The organism is Paenibacillus sp. R-74696, assembly GCF_055814915.1.
This window is the reverse complement of sequence record NZ_JBPULM010000030.1, coordinates 339,919-357,721: the sequence shown is the minus strand read 5'-3', so window position 1 is coordinate 357,721 and position 17,803 is coordinate 339,919. Positions and strand designations below refer to the sequence as shown.

Below are 17,803 nucleotides of genomic sequence, written 5' to 3'. Positions count from 1 at the left end.
CGCCCTTACGCTTTAATATTGGACATTTGTTGATCGAGCTCGCGCATCCGGTTGAAGGAAGCGATCGATACGGCAACCTGATCGTCCTTTGGCTCTTTCGTTGTCAGTAATTGCAGCCATAGGCCTGGGTAACCGAGGTAGCGCAGCACGGGTATGTTGCGCAGTGCATTTGTAATGCGCAGCACCTCATAAGAAATACCAAGAACAAGAGGAAGCAGCAAAATACGAATATAAATTCGTTCCCATATGGAATCCCAAGTGAAGAAGGGCAGCGAATAAATAATAACGCCGACAATGACGGTGAAAATAATAAAGCTGCTGCCGCAGCGATAGTGCAGGCGGCTGTATTTTTGCACATTGCTGATCGTCAGCTTCTCGCCAGCTTCATAGGCGCTAATTACTTTATGCTCGGCGCCATGATATTGAAACAGTCTTTTGATAATCGGCGTCAGCGACATCAGGTACAAATAAGCAAGCAATAAAATGATTTTGATAAGTCCTTCTAATAGGTTATGACCAATTTTGCTCTCAAATACGTTGCTGAACAATAGTTCTTCCAGCGCAGCGGGAGCTGCGGTGAAAATCAGCTTGCCGAAAATAAACGACAGGACGCCAGCCACGGCAACGCCGACTATCATGCTAAGGCTGAAACCAGACTTTTGCTCCTTTTCAGGCTTCGGCTGTGCTTCGGGATTTTTAGCGGCTTCTTCCTGCGCCTCATCCTCCGCGTAATTTTCCATGGAAAAATTCAAATGCTGCGAGCCTTTGGCGCTGGAATCTATTATGCCGACAACCCCGCGCACAATCGGAATTTTTTTCAGCTGCTGTATCCAGCGCTTCGTCGTCCGCGGAACCTCATAAAAGATAATTTCGTCATTTTTGCGGCGAACAGCTGTAACATTGACATGGCTTCCTGCGAACATGACGCCTTCAATGACAGCTTGTCCTCCATAAATGCTTTTGGATTTTTGCGACAAGTGTTGGTCACCTTCCTTAAAAGTGTATCGTCCCGATCAGGTGACGAATCAATTTGTTTCATTTTCTTACGAATAGTTCTATTGTACTTGATCAGTGCGGCAATTGCCAACGTTTGAGCTGCACGGGGCATCCATAAACAGCTGCCAAGCGAGGCGGTTACTTCTATGCTTTTTTTCACATACTAAATCATGGCTTCTTTTAGCTAGGAAGCGAAGGATGATCTCAAGTTTGGAGGCGAAGGAAACGATGGCAGAAAATAAAAAAAATAAACGTACCGCCGGAGATGAAGGCAATCCATATGAAGGCAAGCATCATACGAATATTTGGACGTATTGCTTATCGACGGGCTTTTTTGCCGGACTGATTTGGGGCGTTTTACGCTGGTTTTTTTATGAAATGAAATTTACGCTGGAGCTGCCAGGCATTTTGGCGGACCCGTTTTTCCGCTCCTCCTTTTTGAAGTCGGGCTGGGGCCTTGTGGTGGGTATTGGCAGTTACATTATTTTTTCAATGGTTGCTGCCTTGCTATACGGACTGTTATTCCGCAAGCTAAAAGGCCCGTGGCCTGGCCTGCTCTATGGGCTTGTCTGGTGGGCAATCATTTTTCTTGCTTTAGGGCCGCTTCTCCATGTGACCCGATCGGTGTGGAAATCAGGCTGGAATACACTCAGTGCCGAGCTTTGTGTCTTTTTGCTATGGGGTGTTTTTATCGGCTACACCATTGCTTTTGAATTTACGGACGAGGCGTCCCGAGAGCCTTTGCAAGCAAGCTGAATAGTTGTCCCTTCTCAAGGGGCGGGCATATGTGGTAAAATGGCAATTGATCTTTGTCTTTAGCATGAATTTGTCCGTTAGGGAGGTGTGCAAATGCTCAAAATTCTGGTGCTTAATGGCCCGAATCTGAATATGCTTGGCGTACGGGAGCCAGGAATTTATGGATCGGCTACGCTTGCTGATATTGAGGCTAATTTGCTGGAGCAGGCTAAGGGTCTGAATGTACAGCTGGATTTTTTCCAATCCAACCATGAGGGCGCCCTTATTGATCGGATACATAGCGCTTATGGCGCAGAGGATGGCATACTTATTAATCCCGGTGCGCTTACGCATTACAGCTATTCGCTGCGCGATGCGCTCAGTACGGTAGCTCTTCCTGTAGTTGAGGTGCATTTGTCCAACATACATACGCGCGAGGCATTCCGTCACGTTTCGGTTATTGCACCTGTAGCGGTCGGGCAAATTGCCGGCTTCGGTCCACAGAGCTACGAGCTTGGCCTTGCGGCGCTTGTCCGCAAACTGAAAATTTCTTAAATAAACGGAAAGGGGATGAACATAAATGTCAAAGGAAAGAGTGAATCGCTTGCGCAGCGCCCTTGCGGAGCTGGGTCTGGATGCTATTCTTATTAACAGCGAATATAATCGCCGTTATATAAGTGGATTTACAGGCTCCTCTGGTATGGTCCTCATTACGTTAAGCGACAGCATTTTGCTGACCGATTTCCGCTATATGACGCAGGCTCCTGAGCAGGCGATCGGCTATGAAATTGTTGAACATGCGCCTAAAGCGATGCAAACGGTGAAAGAGCTGTTGAAAGCGAGAAAAATCAGCAAGCTGGGCTTTGAGCAGGAGCATGTCGTTTATGGCGAATTCGCCGATTGGACGGCTGTGCTTGGCGATATCGCCCTTCATCCGGTATCGGGTCTAGTTGAAGGCTTGCGCATGATCAAGGATGAAGCGGAGCTGCAAGTGATGCAAGAGGCTGCTGATCTGGCGGACGCGACGTTTACGCATATTCAGAAGCTGCTTCAGCCTGGCGTGAAGGAAAGCGATATTGCGCTGGAGATGGAAATTTTTATGCGCAGCCACGGTGCTCATTCATCTTCGTTTGAGACGATCGTAGCGTCCGGAGAGCGCTCGGCATTGCCGCATGGTAAGGCAAGCGAGCGAATCATTGGCAACAATGAATTCGTGAAGCTGGATTTCGGTGCCTATCTGAAAGGATATTGCTCTGATATTACGCGTACGGTTGTCGTTGGCACGCCAACGGACAAGCATCGCGAAATTTATGACATTGTGCTGGAAGCGCAGTTGAATGCCCTTGCTCATATCCGTCCGGGTATGACAGGACGTGCTGCGGATGCGTTGACGCGCGATGTCATCACAAAATACGGCTATGGCGACAAGTTCGGTCACGGCACCGGACACGGACTCGGCATGGAAGTTCATGAAGCTCCGCGTTTGTCCAAGCTTAGCGAAACGATTTTAACCCCCGGTATGACGGTAACGGTTGAGCCTGGCATCTATCTCCCCGGTTTCGGCGGAGTAAGGATTGAGGATGACATCGTAATTACGGACACCGGTATTAAAATATTAACCGCATCGACTAAGGAGTTTCTCACTTTAGGCTGATTTGTGGTAACAGTGGTAAAAGGGCACGATCAAGCATGCTATTTTTCTAATCCCAGGAGGTAATCAGCAGTGATTTCAGTGAATGATTTTAAAACAGGATTGACAATTGTAGTAGATGGAGACATTTTCTCCGTAACCGATTTTCAGCACGTTAAGCCAGGCAAAGGCGCGGCATTCGTACGCTCCAAGCTGAAAAACCTCCGCAACGGCAACGTTGTTGAAAAAACATTTCGTGCTGGCGAGTCGCTTGCTCGTGCGATCATCGAAAACCGTGCTGTACAATACTTGTACAACTCCGGTTCCGAGTACACGTTCATGGACAACGAAACTTATGATCAGTTCGAACTGAATGAATCGCAGCTGGAATGGGAAATCAACTTCCTGATCGAGAATATGACGGTAAACATCTCGAGCTACCAAGGCGAAATCATCGGTATTCAAATGCCGAACAGCGTTGAGCTGAAAGTTATTGAGACGGAGCCAGGCATTAAAGGCAACACGGCTACCGGCGCAACTAAAAATGCTAAGCTTCAAACGGGACACAACGTACAAGTTCCATTGTTCATCAATGAGGATGATGTGCTGTTGATCGATACACGCGAAGGAAAATACATTTCCCGCGCATAGGAGATGGCAAGCAGCTGCTTCAAGGGGCAACACCCCTTGGAGCAGCTTTTTTCAAAATATAGGAAAGGATATGATTTTTCGATCCCTTCTCTATATTTCTACGCGAAACGGTGCTTTGCCGCCAGAGGACGGCGATAGCCGTTTACGCTTGTGATTGGGCATAACTTCACACGAACTTCTCATTTTTCTCGTAAAAAGCATTGATGGATAAAGGCTTGCTATTGTAACATTCAATATAATAGTTAAGCTCATGCATCTAGCGACGACGTAGAGGAGTAGAGTGAATGGCAAGAAAAAGCTTTGTTTTTCTGCTGCTGGCTTGTTGGTTTTTGCTGGTGGCATGTGGCACGGGGCCGGAGCGGCAAGAAATGATTAAGCCGGTTGCAAGTGCGGAGGCGGCCGCGCCTAGTGGACAAAACTCCTTGGAGGCTGTTCAAGCAAAGGGCAAGCTGCGTATTGGAACGGAAGGAAAGTATGCCCCATTTACTTATCATGACGAAAACGGCAAGCTTGTCGGATTCGATGTAGAGATAGCTGAGGAAATCAGCAAACGTATTGGCGTGGAGCCTGAATTTATCGAAACGCCATGGGATGAAATATTTACGGGACTGGATGCGAAGAAATATGATGTCGTTTTTAATCAAGTCAGCATTCGGGAGGATCGATTGGAGCAATATCAGTTTTCCGATCCTTATATTTACTCCCATATTGTGCTAATTGTGAAGCAGGATAATACGGATATTAAGAAGCTTTCGGACTTAAACGGGAAAAAGGCGGCGCAAGCGCTGCGAAGCAATTTGCTTGATATCGCACAGCGGTACGGCGCGGAAATTGTGCCTACCACAGGCTTTGATGAGGCGATATCTTTGCTGCTGACAGGAGAAGTGGATGCAACGGTAAATGATGGTTTAACTTATTTGGATTTATTGCATCGCCAGCCAGAGATGCCGCTCAAAATTGTGGATGAAATGTCGGAGGCAACGGCAAGCGGCGCTCTGTTTACGAAAGGGCATGATGAGCTTGTTCTAGCCGTCAACGGTGCGCTTGCAGATATGAAAAAGGACGGTACTTATTTGGAAATTTCAACAAAATATTTCGACACCGACGTTTCCAAATAGCATGCTTAAGCTGTGAAGGTTACTTGTATTTTTGTGATGGGATATACCCAGATGTGTTGTGGTTGTGCTATAATATTGACTTGTATGTATATGTCAAGGTTGGGAGTGAGTCCGCTTTGTCGTTGATAGTGATGAAGTTTGGCGGAAGCTCGGTGGGAACGCCGGAGCGGATGCAACGGGTAGCAAAACGAATTATTGAAAATAGGCAGGCGGGAAACCGTGTTGTTGTTGTCGTATCAGCAATGGGGGATACAACGGATGATTTGATCGACCAATCGAAGCTGCTTAATCCTAATCCGCCAGCGCGCGAGATGGATATGCTGCTTACGACTGGCGAGCAAATATCGGTAGCGCTTTTGTCGATGACGATTCACCAGCTGGGACACCACGCCGTTTCGTTGACAGGCTGGCAGGCGGGAATTCGTACAGATGCTGTTCACAGCAAGGCGAAAATTACAGATATTCGTACGGATCGCATGTTCAAGGAATTGGATGCTGGTCATATTGTTATCGTAGCCGGTTTTCAAGGCATGTCCGAGGATGGCGACATTACGACGCTGGGACGCGGCGGCTCCGATACGACGGCGGTTGCACTGGCAGCTGCGGTTAAAGCGGATGTGTGCGAGATTTACACCGATGTGGACGGCATTTATTCGACCGATCCGCGCGTTGTGAAATGCGCTCGCAAGCTGGATGAAATTTCGTATGATGAAATGCTGGAGCTTGCCCATCTGGGAGCTGCTGTGCTTCATCCGCGCGCGGTTGAATACGCAAAGCATAACAATGTAAAGCTAGTCGTTCGTTCAAGCTTTACCTACAACGAAGGTACAAGTGTAAAGGAGGAAGTAACGATGGAACAAGGCGCTGTCGTTCGCGGTATTGCATTCGATAAAAATGTAGCTAGAATCAGCATTCTGGGCGTTCCAGATTTGCCAGGCGTGCTCGCGACAGTATTTGGCGCGCTTGCAAACAATGGCGTGGATGTAGATATTATTGTGCAAAGCGGCGTACAGGACGGCACAGCCGACTTCTCCTTCACGCTTTCGCTCGATGATAAAGACAAAGCGGTTGCAGTCATTGAAAATCTGCACGGAGAGCTCCCTTACAGCAAAGTAACTTCCGAAGACAATTTGGTTAAAGTTTCAATCGTCGGTGCTGGCATGGTTAGCAATCCAGGCGTTGCTGCTACGATGTTCGCAGCGATTTCGGGTCTGGGCATCAGCATTAAGATGGTCAGCACGTCTGAAATCAGACTTTCCTGCGTTATCGATGCTGAACCACTGCAAGAAGTGGTTCGTGCGCTGCATACGGCATATGGTTTGGATACAGCTGAGCAAGCTTTCGTTGGCGGGCCGCAGGATCGCCGTTAGACGACTTGCATTAAACGCAAGAGACATAGGGGAAAAGGCAAGGAGCAAACGCTCTTTGCCTTTTTTTGTGTCTCGGGGGACATATAGAGTAGTACGATCAGCTAGGATCAGATATGATTAATTTAAAGGAAGGGGTGATTGGTTTGGAGTGCTTAAGTGAGATGATTTGGGCTGACAGCACGAGCTTCATGAATGAGCTGCTGAAACAAGAACTAGCCTGCAGCAGCATGCCGGGTGGACTGGAGGCTAATGTGTGGAAATTTTCGTCTGTTGCGGACAGCTTCGTTCTAAAAATATGGAACAAGGATTCCGATCCAGATGTGCATTTTCAATATATTCTGCTGCAAACGCTTCGAAATATAGGTATTTCTGTTTCCACTGCTTACGGATGGGGTTATACCGCTTCTGGGCATAAAGCGCTGTTAACCAGCTACGATGGCAGCCCGCTTTCCCCAATAAAAAATCAGCATGTAGAGAATTTGGCTCATTTATTGTTGGACATCCATAAAGTATCCGACCATGAATTAGATCCTCTGCTTCATAGAAAATACGATTTTATCCGTTATTTTTACCCGCAAATTGAAGAGCATCCAGATATCCAAGCGGATTTAATAGAGCTAATTAATGGCTCGGATTTGCAGCAAAATACATTTATCCACGGTGACTTCAACTTAGGCAACGTAGTAGAAAATCAAGGGAAGTACACGATAATTGACTGGACCAATGGACAACTAGGGGATACCAGATATGATTTTGCCTGGACGAGCTTTTTAATTTATTTATACAATGGGGAGCAATTAGCCGCGGTATTCCAAAATACGTATTTGGCACAAAGTGAATTTGATAAGGAAGAATTACTAATCTTTGAAGCTATTGCGTGCCTCAGATGGCTGTTGCTCTATAGATTCGCGCCAATCCCTAAAGACGAGTCAACGATCGAACGTATGAATTGCAAAATAATAGAAAATAAATATATCAATAAGTCGCTTGTGCTGGAGTAGCAGTATACAGCGAGAATAGGGCAGACTAGCGGGTGATTTTCTCGCCGTAGTCTGCCTTTTTTTTATGGTGCAATCAGCGCGTCAGCAGCACAAGCTTCTCCCCTTGCAGTATGGGAACGTCTTTATAAATATCGACTTCTGCGCATGCCTCAATGTCCCGCTGGAGACCAAGCTTAAGCAGCCGCTTGCCAGTTGCGCCAGAGGCGAGTGTTTCGAGTGCGAAAGCACTGCGGCTGCGATAGAAGCCCAGCATAGCGAGTGCGAAGTCATCCAGTTCCAAAGCGTTCATGCCTGCCTGGGTCATCCGTTCAAGCAGCAGCCCGGCGCCAAAGCCATCCTCGGCAGCAAACGCATCATTATAGCCCGCGCATAAAATGACGACATCGCGCCGCAGCGCTAGCGCCGCACGGGCACAGGCAGCGGCGTTCATTAGCGCAGCTGCCAATACGTAATCGGCACGGGCGGACTTTTGCAGCGCGCGTGTTCCGTTCGTTGTAGTTAATATAATACGGCGGGCGCGTACCGCAGGGGCTTCATATTCGTCAGGCGAATTGCCAAGGTCAAAGCCGGATATTTTTCGGCAAAATCGTTCTCCCCCTAATAAATCCCCCGCCATCTGCGCTGCTTTGGCCTCCATGACCGTTTCCACCGGAACGATGGCTTCGGCCCCGGCCGCAAGCGCCGTCACAATCGTGCTGCCTGCCCGCAATACATCAACAACGATGGCTGTTTTATGATGAAAGCGCGCCTGGCTGGCTTCATTCACGCTTGATATGACCTCAACCTGCATGTCATTATCCGCCTTTCTTTACCTTAACTTCTCCTAGCCTTATGCCTGCAATATATGCACATCCTTCTGGGCATGTGTCCCGGGCTACAGTGGTTATGAACGCAGAGGTCTGCTGCATAAGCTAGAAACAGGTCGGCTGGACAAGGGTGGAGGTGGATTTTTATGATGAATAAAATCGTGCTGGCAATGGCCTCCTTGCGCCTTGCCTCGGGAACCATCGAAATTTGCGCGGCAATTATTATGCTTAAACTCAATCAGATCGACAAGGCGCTGGTCGTCAATTCCTCTTTGGCGCTTGTAGGGCCGCTTATTTTGATTGCGACTACGACGATTGGTTTGGTAGGGCTCGCAGACAAGCTGTCCTATAGCAAATTTCTCTGGGTAGCGGCTGGCATTCTATGTCTAATGATTGGTATTTTGAAAAAATAACGAGAATTGGCGCCGTTCCGAGTACTAGGGCCATTTCTATATTTTGCTGCTGGCCTCGTAATAGGAGTCGCGGTACTCCTAGTTAAATAAATCTAATCTAGCAATTTCGATCCAGTTGGACATATTTTAGCTGGCCAAGCATACATATTAAAGGACTAAGGACAAACATCCGGGAGTGATGAACGCATGCTTAGCCGCATTACGCATTTGCTGCCGCTAGAGCTGAAAGCGATATTGGAACGGCTGCCTGCGGAGGTTCAGGAGCAGCTGGAAGAGATACGGATTCGCGAAGGGCGCCCGCTGGAAATTGGCATGGCAGGCCAATCGCGTTTCGCTGCAAACGATGGCACACTCTTAACCCAAGCTGGCGGAGCGTACAAGCCTACTGCTGACCTTTGCCGCAAGCTGCTGGAGCGGATGACCAATTATTCCTTGTATGCGATGGAGGAGGAGCTCAGGCGGGGCTTCATTACAGTTGCAGGCGGACATCGGGTTGGACTTGCAGGGCGTACCGTTCTCGATAACGGCAGCGTTCGCGGCATTCGTGAAATAGGTGCCTTTAATATTCGGATTGCCAGGGAGGTTCCCGGCTCAGCAACTCCGCTCATGCCGAAGCTGCTCGACCGATCACGCAAAACGATTCGCTCCACGTTGGTGCTCGCCCCGCCCCAGCAGGGCAAGACGACGCTCGTTCGCGATATTGCAAGATCCGTCAGCTACGGTTTATGGGGAGGCGGGGAGGCGGCAAGCTGGCCGGGCAAGAAGGTTGCAATCGTGGACGAGCGCTCCGAAATAGCTGCTTGTGTGCGAGGTATTCCCACCTTTGATATTGGACCGCGCTCCGACGTCATGGATGCTTGTCCCAAGGCGGAAGGAATGATGATGCTGCTGCGCTCGATGTCGCCGGATGTCATTATTGCGGATGAAATTGGAAGGCCTGAGGATGGCGAGGCGATTCGGGAAGCCAGCCATGCCGGAGTCAGCGTCATAGCGACAGCTCATGCGTATGATGCTGAGGATGCTAGAGGACGGCCTGTATTGCGCTCGCTGCTAGAGGAAGGGGCGTTCTCCCTTATTGTTGAGCTGCGCCGAACGCCTTCGGGCATTATGCACCGGGTGCTTACGGCGGAGGCTTGCATAAGAGGCTGGGCGGCGCGCGAGCCAACAACAGCAGTGCCGCGATTAGCCAAAGATGCTGCGCCGCTGTTTTCCGGGCTGATGCGAGGCGATGCCATGTGCTGAAGCTGCTTGGCGCGCTGCTGATTTTGTTCGCCGGAACGATGCTAGGCTTCCAGCAGGCGGCGCGTTTTGCTGCAAGGCCCCGGCAGCTTCGCCAGACCGCTCATGCGCTACAGAGGCTCGAAACCGAAATTGGCTACGGGCATACACCGCTGCCGGAGGCGCTATCCCGAACCGCAGCATTTGTTCCAGATCCACTTAACCGGATGCTAATGCTTGCCTCCGAAGGGCTTGCGAGTGACGAAGGGCTTTCCTTTCGAGAAAGCTGGGAACGGGCTGTTCGAGAGATTTGGGGAGCAACGGCCATGCGGGCAAGCGAGCAGGCGGTGTTGATCCGTCTTGGCTCGACGCTCGGTATAAGCGATCGTGAGGATCAGCTTAAGCATTTGAAGCTGGCGCTCATTCAACTGAAGGCGGAGGAAGATTCGGCACGGGAAGATCAGGCGAGGTATGAGACGATGTGGAAAAGCCTCGGCGTTTTAATCGCCGTGCTGCTCGTTATTTTGATGGTTTAATGGGGTGCCGCGGAAATGAATATGGATGTGAGCGCCATTTTCCAAATAGCCGGTATCGGAATTATCATTGCGATGATTCATACGGTGCTTAAGCAGATGGGGAAGGAAGATATGGCGCATTGGGTGACATTAATCGGCTTTGTTGTCGTGTTGTTTATGGTCGTACGTATGCTGAACGAGCTGTTTCAGGAAATTAAAACGATTTTTCTGTTCCAATAGCTAGCTTGAAGAGAAGCCGCAAGTAGGTGAAGCGAAGTGGAAATCATTCAAATCGTCGGTCTTGGGCTGATTGCAACAGTCCTCATCCTTGTCGTTCGAGAGCAAAAGCCGCTGTTCGCTTTCCTGCTTGCGGCATTTACCGGCCTCTTTATTTTTCTGTTCCTGCTTGGCAAAATCGATTCCGTTATTGCGGTGCTTTCTGATTTGGCGAATCGCTCCGGCATACCCTCTATTTATTTGAAGACGGTGCTGAAAATAATAGGTATCGCCTACATTGCTGAATTCGGCGCTCAAATTGTCCGCGATGCCGGACAGGAAAGCATTGCGTCGAAAATCGAATTCGCTGGAAAAATATTAATTCTCGTCATGGCGGTGCCGATTATCAGCGTCATTATCGAAACAGTTATCAACCTGCTGCCGACAGGGGGAGGAGCCAGTTGAGAATAAAGCTTGCTGGCAGCTCCTATCCGACGAACGCCATTTGGCTCACGGTGCTTACAGCAGTTTTGTACTTTTTGCTGCTTGTGCCAAGCTCCGAGGCAGCAGCGCAAGGTGCGTCAACGTCAGACTGGCAGTCGGAGCAGACTTCCTACCAGCAGCTAGCTTCACAGGTGGCGTCTTCTCCTCAGTCGCAGCAGTCGCAGCAAAGTCAGCAATCGCAGTCTATGCAGCAGCAAACTCAGCAGGCCCAGACGCAAGCTGCACTCGGGCAGTTGACCGGCAGTGGGCTGAACGATATGGATACGGATGCGGTGGAGAAATACTGGAATCAGCTCAAAAACGAATATGGCGGTTTTTTCCCTGAGCAGAAGCTGCCTAGCTTTGCCCAAATGCTGCTGCCGGGCGGAGAAGGGCTCAAGCTGGAAACGGTGCTGAAAGGACTGCTGTCTTATTTTCTGCATGAGGTGCTGTACAATGGCAAGCTGCTAGTCACAATCGTCACGCTGACCGTGTTCAGCATGATGCTGGAAACGCTGCAAAACGCCTTCGAGCGCAATGCAGTCAGCAAGGTAGCTTACTCCATTACCTTTATGGTCATCCTTATCATCACGGTCAACAGCTTTAATGTAGCGATCGGCTATGCCAAGGACGCGATTGAAAGCATGATTCAATTCATGCTGGCCATGCTCCCGCTGCTGCTCGCGCTGCTGGCGTCGATGGGCAATGTCGTGACGGTGTCTGTGCTGCACCCGCTCATTATTTTTATGATTCATGTTGTAGGCACGCTTGTTTATACGCTCGTATTCCCGCTCTTGTTCTTCTCGGCCATCTTACACATCGTCAGCGCCATGACCGAGCGCTTCAAGGTGACCCAGCTGGCTAATCTGCTGCGCAGCATCAGCATTACAATTCTGGGTGCGCTAGTTACGATTTTCCTTGGTGTCGTTTCTGTGCAGGGGGCGACGGGAGCGGTAACCGATGGTGTGACGATGCGAACGGCGAAGTTCGTCACGGGCAACTTCGTTCCTGTCGTCGGTCGCATGTTCTCGGATGCGGCGGATACCGTCATATCGGCTTCCATGCTGGCGAAAAATGCAATCGGGCTTGCAGGCGTCATTATGCTGCTGTTTATAAGTGCTTTTCCCGCGATCAAAATTTTGACGCTAGCGCTTATTTACAACGTATGCGCTGCTGTCATGCAGCCCCTTGGAGATTCGCCGATTGTAGCCTGCCTGCAAACGATTGGCAAGACGCTGATTTATGTGTTTGCCGCACTGGCCGCTGTAAGCTTGATGTTTTTCCTCGCCGTCACAATCGTGCTGACAGCAGGAAACGCAGCAATGATGGTCCGGTAGATCGGCTGTTTGAAAAAAGGGGGCGAATCGCATGGTAGCTTGGCTGGGCGATTGGCTGCGTGACATTATCGCCGTCATTATGCTCGCTGTATGCACCGAGCTGCTGCTGCCGAACAAGGCGATGCTGCGCTATGCCAGACTAGTTATCGGTCTTCTCGTGCTGCTGACGCTGCTGTCTCCGCTGCTTCGCCTGGTGCAAGGCGACGTAACGGCAGGACTGAGCGCAGGCATCCAGCAATGGGAGATGAGCACGGCGCAGAAGCAAGTGAAGATGCCAACGCTTGCCGACATTCAGCGTCAGTCGGAGGAGCTTAAACGCAAGCAGCAGCAGCAGGCGGCTAACCTTACCGGCAGTACGCTCTCCAAAGCGATGGAATCCGCAATCATCCGCTATACCGGTCAGACGGCAAGCTCGGTTGAAGTCAAACTGAAATGGATCAAGGAAGGAGATGTAGAGATGGTCGAAATGGATACGGTGACAGTTACGTTTCCGCAGATACTTCCTGAAGAAGAGGCTGCTCCGCCGAGAGGGTCCCCTACCAATTTGGGTGCGAATTCGACTCAGGATGTGCAACAGGATAATAGACAGATCGAAGCAGTGGAGCCAGTAAGCGTGGAGGTCATGGTGCCTGAGATAGTCGAGACTGGGCCGCATCAAACATCAAGTGAACAGAGTACGGCTGGTGAACAGTTATGGCAGCCCGTGAACGCAGAGCTTGATAAGCAGACGAGAGCTGTGCTCGCCGAGGGCTGGGGCTTATCGCCCGAGGCTATCATTATTCGCCAGCCGGCAAGCATTCGCGGACAAAAGTAAAGCGAAAGGAGAGGGTAATGACAGGTGGCGAAGTGGCTGGAGAAGCTGGAAGCGATGGCGGGCGGAGGCCCTGGGGGACCGAAGCGAGTGAAAATGCTGCGCCTCCTGCTCATTATCGGCTGTGTTGGAGCGCTGCTGATGCTGATTAATTCTTTCCTCACCTTTAACAAAGTTGAGCCTTCCTTACAGGGGCAGGGGCAAAATCTGCAGTCAGTAGATGACACGGCCTGGACCAGCCCAGGCTCGCGGGAAGGAGCCTCATTCGAAACGGTGGAGCAGCCGCTGGAGGCGAGGCTTAAGGAAATTTTGGAGAAAATCGTTGGTGTTGGCGAGGTGGATGTTCTGGTCACTATTGATTCAACAGAGGAAATCGTCGTTGAACGCAATGAGAAGGAGACGCAGTCGGTGACAGACGAGAATGACAAAAACGGGGGCAAACGGCATATTACGGCGATTAACAAGGATGGCGAGGTTGTACTCGTCGAGGTGTCCGGCGATCAGAAGCCGATTATCAAAAAGACGATCAACCCACGCATTCGCGGCGTCCTTATCGTCGCCAAGGGTGCGGAAAATGTAACCGTCAGACGTTTAATTATAGATGCGGTCGAAAAAGGCGTAAATGTCGCGGCAACTCGCATTTCTGTTGCACCGAGGAAGCAATAATCCAGCTTTTATACCATTTTGAGGAGGGTGTTCACATGAACACGAAAAGACAAACGATTTGGCTCGTATCGATGCTCAGCTTGATGGTGGTACTGTCCGCCTATTACTTGTTTACGCAGGACGCAAGCTCGCCAGAATTGCTGACAGACAACACGCAGCTGGAGCAGACGGTGGGACAGGGAGCGACGGAGGCTGCGGGCAGCGGCATCGTCGTGGATGAGGTGCAGCAAGGTGCAGACAATGGGGTGAGCGAGGCTGATAAAGAGGTGCTGGAGCAGTATGAGCAAGGGGGAGCGGCAACGAGCGTATTCGCAGATATTCAGCAGAAGCGGACGCAGGATAATAACGAGGAGCTGGATAAGCTGATGGCGGATATCGCAAATACACAAGTAGATAAAGAAAAATCTACTGAAGCGGCTAAACAGCTTTCCTTGCTCGAAGAAAAAAATGTAAAGCTGACAGAGCTGGAAGAACAGCTGATGCAAAACTATGAATCCGCAATCGTGGATGAAGAAAACAACGTTTATAAAGTCGTCGTAGCCAGCGAGAAGCTTGAGAAAAATCAAGCAGCCGATATTGTTGATCTCGTCATGAAAAAAATGGAAATCAATGCCGATCAGGTATCCGTGCAGTTTGTACCTTAATGAGGCCTTGCAAGAGCATAAAATCCCGGACGTCAGCTATGCTGGCGTTTTCGGGATTTTTCCCATGTCCAATGATGCACAGTAATAGGGTTTCGCCTATATAATGCAAAAAAGGATAAAGGAGCAAACCATACGCTATGTATCGCTATTATCCCGCTCATCCCCATCAAATGGTCAAACCGGCTCATCCTGCATGCTGGACAGCGTCCAGTATAGAATTGAACCGCAAGCTCAGGGCATTATGGGTGCAGCATGTGTACTGGACGAGATTGACGGTGAACAGCATTGTTGACCGTCTTGCCGACGAGCAAGCAACGACCGCTAGACTGCTGAGGAACCCTACCGACTTTGCAGCGGTGCTTGAACCTTTTTATGGAAGGGCTATTGCGGCAAGGTTTGCCGAATTGCTGCGGGAGCATCTTGTTATCGCAGCCGAGCTCGTCAAGGCGCTCCAGGCTGGAAATAGCTCGGCAGCAGCGGATGCCCAAAAACGCTGGTATATGAACGCAGAAGACATTGCCGATTTCCTAAGCCGGATAAATCCTTATTGGTCCAAAGTGGAATGGAAAAAGATGCTTGATGAGCATCTAAGGCTGCTTACTGGCGAAGTGGCAGCCCGGCTTGCTAAAAACTATGAGCAGAACGTTGCCTTGAATGATTTAATTGAACCGCAGGCGGCTGAAATGGCAGACGTAATGACGAACGGAATTATCCAGCAGTTTCCTTCTTTATTTTCCATTTGATCAAAAAATAGCGGAGTTCAGGTTTTTTTATCACCTGGGCTGCCGCTATTATTTAAATTTAAGCAAGTATAAGTTACCCCCTAATAATCGGCTTATATTTCACCCGCGAAACGGTAGCTTTGCCGCCAGAGGACGGTGACTGCCGTTTACGCTTGATACGCTGCTTAATTGTGACTGAGGATAAAGAGTAATCAGGACGTTTTTTGTAAAGGGGGGCAGGCAGCTGTTTAAGGGGTATTTTATGCATTTGTAAAAAATAATTCGTGTTCCTGAGCGTTTATGATATAATGTTAAACGTTATTGTGCCAATTATAAAAGTGAACAATGCAAGCTAAGCTTACTATGCGGTTTTACTGCCGCAATACGAAGCGGATGCCTACGAAGCGGTTTTGCTACCGCAAAACTAGGCAGATGCTTACGAAGCGGTTTTGCTACCGCAAAACTTTAAGGAGTGAAAAATTCATGTTCAAATTGAGCGAGATTAAAGAATTGATCAAGCTGGTCGATCAAACCTCCGTTCATGAGCTGGAAATCGAAAACGAAGGGACTCGCCTGCTAATTCGCAAGCCCGGGAAAACGGAAGTCGTCAATGTGCAAGCAGCCCCGCTAACGCATACATATTCACAGCAGCAAGTTCCCGTTTACACACAAGCGCCTGCTACTCAGCCAGCTTCGCAGTCTACAGCGTCTGAGACACCTGCAGCGCGTGCTGCAAGTGAGAATTTGCACCAAATTACTTCCCCAATGGTTGGTACGTTTTACAGCTCGCCAAGCCCTGATGCTGCGGTATTCGTAAAACCAGGCGATCGCGTATCCGAGAAAAGCGTCGTGTGCATTTTGGAAGCGATGAAGCTAATGAACGAGCTGGAAGCGGAAGTGCGCGGCGAAATCGTCGAAGTGCTTGTAACGAATGGCCAATTGGTGGAATACGGGCAGCCGCTATTTCTGGTGAAGCCGGAATAACAGCATTGCTCCTTCTGGGAGAACTAGCCATTTGAAAGGAGTAACAATGTGAATTTCCAAAAAATTCTTATTGCCAACCGCGGCGAAATCGCCGTGCGTATTATTCGCGCTTGCCGCGAACTGGGCATTACAAGCGTAGCCGTTTATTCGGAGGCGGATCGCGATTCGCTGCATGTGCGCCTTGCAGATGAAGCTTATTGCATCGGGCCTACTTTGTCGAAGGACAGCTATTTGAATTTAACGAACCTGATGAGCGTAGCGACCATTACGGAATGCGATGCGATTCACCCAGGCTATGGCTTTTTAGCTGAAAATGCGAATTTTGCTGAGATCTGCGAATCCTGCAACATTACGTTTATCGGCCCATCACCTGAAGCGATTAGCAAAATGGGCGACAAGGCGGTAGCCAAGCAAACGATGCAGCAGGCTAACGTTCCGGTTATTCCAGGCTCTGAGGGCTTGATCGAGACCATGGAAGAAGCGGTTGTAGTCGCACGTCAAATTGGCTATCCCGTTATCATTAAGGCGACTGCAGGCGGAGGCGGCAAAGGTATCCGTATTGCTGACAGCGAGGAAACGCTCGTTTCGCAAATTACGACGGCGCAGCAGGAAGCACAGAAAAATTTCGGCAATGCAGGCGTCTATTTAGAAAAATATTTGACAGGTATGAAGCATGTCGAAGTTCAAATTATGGCGGACAAGCATGGCAACGCTGTACATCTTTTTGAACGCGATTGCTCGGTTCAGCGCCGCCGCCAGAAATTGGTAGAAGAGGCGCCATGTCCAGTTCTGTCTCCCGAGCTTCGTGAAGCGATGGGACAAGCGGCTGTTCGCGCAGCGCTTTCCGTTCAATATTCAGGCGCAGGAACGCTTGAGTTTTTGCTAGGGCCGGACGGCCAGTTTTATTTTATGGAAATGAATACTCGTATTCAGGTTGAGCATCCCGTTACAGAAATGATAACGAATGTCGATCTGATTAAAGAGATGATTTCCGTAGCGGAAGGCAATCCTCTTTCCTTTAAGCAAGAGGATCTTGCGATTAATGGCTGGTCGATCGAATGCCGGATTAACGCAGAGGATCCGGAGCGTAATTTTATGCCGTCTCCTGGACATATTCCGTTCTATCTAGCTCCAGGCGGCACAGGCGTGCGGGTCGACAGCGCGGTTTATCCGGGTTATACGATTTCGCCGCATTACGATTCCATGATCGCCAAGCTGATCGTTTGGGGAAGAACGCGTGAGGAAGCGATTGCCCGCATGAAGCGAGCTTTGTCAGAATTCGCGATTGAAGGCATAAAAACGACGATTCCTTTCCATCAAAAACTGTTAGAGCATCCAAAGTTTATTGAAGGGAATTTTGATATCAAGTTCCTCGAGGAATATGATGTTTACCATCCAGAGCAGGATGAAGCAAAAGCTGCGGACAATCTGTAATGGTTTGTCATATTTCATGGCGAATGATATAGTATAGAAATAAGATGCGGAAG

21 protein-coding genes are annotated in these 17,803 nt (G+C 49.5%); 19 read left to right on the top strand and 2 right to left on the bottom strand.

Annotated elements, in window-relative coordinates:
- Positions 1 to 5: 5 nt before the first annotated feature.
- Positions 6 to 923 carry a DUF1385 domain-containing protein gene (locus tag ACSR9A_RS13195; RefSeq protein WP_473758002.1) on the bottom strand — a complete coding sequence of 306 codons (918 nt, stop codon included), beginning with the start codon at positions 921 to 923 and terminating at the stop codon, positions 6 to 8.
- 271 nt (positions 924 to 1,194) lie between these two features.
- Here ACSR9A_RS13195 and ACSR9A_RS13190 point away from each other — a divergent pair, with 271 nt between their 5' ends.
- The 7 genes from ACSR9A_RS13190 to ACSR9A_RS13160 all read left to right on the top strand — a co-directional run bounded on the left by ACSR9A_RS13190 (position 1,195) and on the right by ACSR9A_RS13160 (position 7,501).
- On the top strand, positions 1,195 to 1,752 hold the full coding sequence (locus tag ACSR9A_RS13190; protein WP_473757641.1) for a YqhR family membrane protein: 558 nt from the start codon (positions 1,195 to 1,197) through the stop codon (positions 1,750 to 1,752).
- 93 nt (positions 1,753 to 1,845) lie between these two features.
- The gene (aroQ, locus tag ACSR9A_RS13185; RefSeq protein WP_473757640.1) at positions 1,846 to 2,286 is read left to right on the top strand and encodes a type II 3-dehydroquinate dehydratase; all 441 of its coding nucleotides are present in this window, start codon (positions 1,846 to 1,848) and stop codon (positions 2,284 to 2,286) included.
- Positions 2,287 to 2,311: 25 nt separating this feature from the next.
- Positions 2,312 to 3,385: a M24 family metallopeptidase gene (locus ACSR9A_RS13180; RefSeq protein WP_473757639.1), complete on the top strand. Its 1,074-nt coding sequence runs from the start codon at positions 2,312 to 2,314 to the stop codon at positions 3,383 to 3,385.
- Between the two features lie 69 nt (positions 3,386 to 3,454).
- A complete protein-coding gene (gene efp, locus ACSR9A_RS13175) occupies positions 3,455 to 4,012 on the top strand; it encodes an elongation factor P (RefSeq protein ID WP_473757638.1) in 558 nt (185 codons plus the stop codon).
- A gap of 284 nt (positions 4,013 to 4,296) precedes the next feature.
- A complete protein-coding gene (locus ACSR9A_RS13170) occupies positions 4,297 to 5,130 on the top strand; it encodes an amino acid ABC transporter substrate-binding protein (protein ID WP_473757637.1) in 834 nt (277 codons plus the stop codon).
- Between the two features lie 116 nt (positions 5,131 to 5,246).
- On the top strand, positions 5,247 to 6,500 hold the full coding sequence (locus ACSR9A_RS13165; protein WP_473757636.1) for an aspartate kinase: 1,254 nt from the start codon (positions 5,247 to 5,249) through the stop codon (positions 6,498 to 6,500).
- A gap of 113 nt (positions 6,501 to 6,613) precedes the next feature.
- A complete protein-coding gene (locus tag ACSR9A_RS13160) occupies positions 6,614 to 7,501 on the top strand; it encodes an aminoglycoside phosphotransferase family protein (RefSeq protein WP_473757635.1) in 888 nt (295 codons plus the stop codon).
- 73 nt (positions 7,502 to 7,574) lie between these two features.
- On the opposite strand, the gene ACSR9A_RS13155 is transcribed toward ACSR9A_RS13160, so the two are convergent.
- A complete protein-coding gene (locus tag ACSR9A_RS13155; protein ID WP_473757634.1) occupies positions 7,575 to 8,291 on the bottom strand; it encodes a 2-phosphosulfolactate phosphatase in 717 nt (238 codons plus the stop codon).
- Between the two features lie 162 nt (positions 8,292 to 8,453).
- Here ACSR9A_RS13155 and ACSR9A_RS13150 point away from each other — a divergent pair, with 162 nt between their 5' ends.
- The 12 genes from ACSR9A_RS13150 to accC all read left to right on the top strand — a co-directional run bounded on the left by ACSR9A_RS13150 (position 8,454) and on the right by accC (position 17,750).
- The gene (locus ACSR9A_RS13150; protein ID WP_473757633.1) at positions 8,454 to 8,720 is read left to right on the top strand and encodes a YqhV family protein; all 267 of its coding nucleotides are present in this window, start codon (positions 8,454 to 8,456) and stop codon (positions 8,718 to 8,720) included.
- Between the two features lie 186 nt (positions 8,721 to 8,906).
- The gene (spoIIIAA, locus tag ACSR9A_RS13145) at positions 8,907 to 9,962 is read left to right on the top strand and encodes a stage III sporulation protein AA (protein ID WP_473757632.1); all 1,056 of its coding nucleotides are present in this window, start codon (positions 8,907 to 8,909) and stop codon (positions 9,960 to 9,962) included.
- On the top strand, positions 9,956 to 10,474 hold the full coding sequence (gene spoIIIAB, locus ACSR9A_RS13140; protein WP_473757631.1) for a stage III sporulation protein SpoIIIAB: 519 nt from the start codon (positions 9,956 to 9,958) through the stop codon (positions 10,472 to 10,474). The genes spoIIIAA and spoIIIAB overlap by 7 nt, the downstream gene beginning before the upstream one ends.
- 15 nt (positions 10,475 to 10,489) lie before the next feature.
- Positions 10,490 to 10,693, top strand: a complete 204-nt coding sequence (gene spoIIIAC / locus ACSR9A_RS13135) for a stage III sporulation protein AC (RefSeq protein WP_046231940.1) — start codon at positions 10,490 to 10,492, stop codon at positions 10,691 to 10,693.
- Between the two features lie 36 nt (positions 10,694 to 10,729).
- On the top strand, positions 10,730 to 11,134 hold the full coding sequence (spoIIIAD, locus tag ACSR9A_RS13130; RefSeq protein WP_046231941.1) for a stage III sporulation protein AD: 405 nt from the start codon (positions 10,730 to 10,732) through the stop codon (positions 11,132 to 11,134).
- On the top strand, positions 11,131 to 12,489 hold the full coding sequence (spoIIIAE, locus tag ACSR9A_RS13125) for a stage III sporulation protein AE (protein ID WP_473757630.1): 1,359 nt from the start codon (positions 11,131 to 11,133) through the stop codon (positions 12,487 to 12,489). The genes spoIIIAD and spoIIIAE overlap by 4 nt, the downstream gene beginning before the upstream one ends.
- A gap of 31 nt (positions 12,490 to 12,520) precedes the next feature.
- Positions 12,521 to 13,303 (top strand): stage III sporulation protein AF, encoded by a 783-nt coding sequence (gene spoIIIAF, locus ACSR9A_RS13120; RefSeq protein WP_473757629.1) that lies wholly within the window; start codon positions 12,521 to 12,523, stop codon positions 13,301 to 13,303.
- A gap of 24 nt (positions 13,304 to 13,327) precedes the next feature.
- On the top strand, positions 13,328 to 13,966 hold the full coding sequence (gene spoIIIAG / locus ACSR9A_RS13115; protein WP_473757628.1) for a stage III sporulation protein AG: 639 nt from the start codon (positions 13,328 to 13,330) through the stop codon (positions 13,964 to 13,966).
- A 35-nt stretch (positions 13,967 to 14,001) separates the two neighbouring features.
- Positions 14,002 to 14,610, top strand: a complete 609-nt coding sequence (locus tag ACSR9A_RS13110; RefSeq protein WP_473757627.1) for a SpoIIIAH-like family protein — start codon at positions 14,002 to 14,004, stop codon at positions 14,608 to 14,610.
- Between the two features lie 137 nt (positions 14,611 to 14,747).
- Positions 14,748 to 15,353 carry an acetylglutamate kinase gene (locus ACSR9A_RS13105; RefSeq protein ID WP_473757626.1) on the top strand — a complete coding sequence of 202 codons (606 nt, stop codon included), beginning with the start codon at positions 14,748 to 14,750 and terminating at the stop codon, positions 15,351 to 15,353.
- A gap of 462 nt (positions 15,354 to 15,815) precedes the next feature.
- Positions 15,816 to 16,316, top strand: coding sequence for an acetyl-CoA carboxylase biotin carboxyl carrier protein (accB, locus tag ACSR9A_RS13100; RefSeq protein ID WP_473757625.1), 501 nt, complete (start codon positions 15,816 to 15,818; stop codon positions 16,314 to 16,316).
- 48 nt (positions 16,317 to 16,364) lie between these two features.
- Positions 16,365 to 17,750 (top strand): acetyl-CoA carboxylase biotin carboxylase subunit, encoded by a 1,386-nt coding sequence (gene accC, locus ACSR9A_RS13095; RefSeq protein WP_473757624.1) that lies wholly within the window; start codon positions 16,365 to 16,367, stop codon positions 17,748 to 17,750.
- The last annotated feature ends 53 nt before the right edge of the window (positions 17,751 to 17,803 follow it).